Origin of the sequence: Virgibacillus sp. MSJ-26, from assembly GCF_018918075.1 — a bacterium.
GTDB lineage: Bacteria > Bacillota > Bacilli > Bacillales > Amphibacillaceae > MSJ-26.
Genome location: NZ_JAHLPW010000042.1, coordinates 1 through 1,728, shown reverse-complemented (window position 1 = coordinate 1,728; position 1,728 = coordinate 1). Strand labels below are relative to the sequence as shown.

Annotated in this window: 2 protein-coding genes; both read left to right on the top strand. The window is 36.5% G+C overall.

The window, feature by feature from the left end:
- Positions 1-763 (top strand): helix-turn-helix domain-containing protein (locus KQI49_RS18320; RefSeq protein ID WP_216491005.1); only part of this gene is annotated, 763 nt, incomplete at its 5' end.
- 5 nt (positions 764-768) lie between these two features.
- Positions 769-1,668 (top strand): IS3 family transposase, encoded by a 900-nt coding sequence (locus KQI49_RS18315; RefSeq protein ID WP_371817609.1) that lies wholly within the window; start codon positions 769-771, stop codon positions 1,666-1,668.
- Positions 1,669-1,728 lie beyond the last annotated feature (60 nt).

The following is a 1,728-nucleotide window of genomic DNA, read 5'->3' as shown; positions in this document are numbered from 1 at the left end:
CGCTTTGATATGCTCCCTTTTGAGTAGACAGTTAAAAAATAAAAAAACAACTATTCAAAAGGAGAGGTATTCATTGGCAAATCCATATTATTCACCCGACTTTAAATGGAAAGTAGTTCAGGAATATAAAAAAGAAGGCCGAATTTTAGCCAAGATGACCAGAAAATATGGTGTTCACCATTCAAGCATTAAAGAGTGGGAGCGTATCGTAAATAAAGAAGGTAAAAAAGGTTTAAAAGACCAGGGGCCTCAAAAATCTTATTCCAAAAAGTTGAAGAAAGCAGCCATTAAAGATTATCTATCAGGCAATTATTCTTTGCGCGAAGTAACGTATAAACATAAAATTTCAAGCCCATCAGTTTTAAGAAAGTGGATAAAGGATTACAATCGTCATAAAGACATACTCAAACGAGCGGAAGAAAGAGGTATCCCTATGACGAATAAGAGACGTAAAACGACTCAAAAACAACGAATTGAAATTGTGAAACAAGCACTTCAAAATGAAAAAGATTATCAATATACAGCTGAACTTTATGGTGTGTCCTACCAACAGGTTTATCAGTGGGTTCGTAAGTACGAGAAGGATGGCTGGGATGGACTTCAGGATCGTCGTGGAAAACCTAAGCCGGAAAGTGCCCTGACCACGGAAGAAAAGCTAAGGCGTCAACTTCGAGAAAAAGAGAATGAAAATATACAACTCCAAGCTGAGGTAGATTTTTTAAAAAAGTTGGAAGCGTTGGAAAGGGGGGAAACAAAACAGTAACACGGATTCGTTATGAGAAGTATTATCAGGCCATTGAAGCATTAAAAAAAGAAAAAATGCATTATACAATTCAATTATTGTGTGACGTTGCCGGCGTCAGTAAAGCAGGCTTTTACAAATGGAAAAATCGTGAAGATACACCGGAAGATCAATTTAATAAAAAAGTTATGGAAGATATTCAAGACCTTCATCAAGAAAGAGATGGAATCTTGGGGTACCGCCGTATGACCACATTTTTAAACCGTAAATATCAGAAAGAGAAACTAGACAGGATTGTTAATGAAAAGCGGGTTTATCGTTTGATGAACCTTCTCGGAATAAAGTCTGTTATTCGTCGCAAGAGAAATTATAACTATAAACCATCAAAGGGAATACATACGGCCAAAAACATCTTGGATCGTGACTTTAACGCTTCTAAGTCAAATGAAAAATGGGTTACAGATGTAACGGAATTTAAATTTGGTGAAGGTAAGAAAGCTTATTTAAGTGCTATTTTAGATTTATATGATAAACGAATTGTAAGTTACAAACTAACACGTGCCAATAATAATGAATTAGTGTTTGATACGGTAAATGAAGCGATTAGTAAGCTTTCTAATGAATACCCTTTACTTCATACTGACCGAGGGGTTCAATATACATCAAATGGTTTTAGACGGATCATGGAGAATGCGAAATTACAACATAGTATGTCTCGCCCTGGTAAGTGTATTGATAACGGGCCTATAGAAGGTTTTTGGGGAACGTTGAAGTGCGAGAAGTATTATTTATATACGTGGGGAAGATCCTCGTTTGAACAGCTGGAAGAGGCTATAGATGAATACATTCATTTTTACAATTATGAACGTTTTCAACAGAACTTAGACGGACTAGCCCCACTGGAATATACAGAGCTATCCGCCTAATTGTTTATCTTTTTATTTATACTGTCTACTTGACAGGGGTCGGTTCACTTTCCGTGGGCG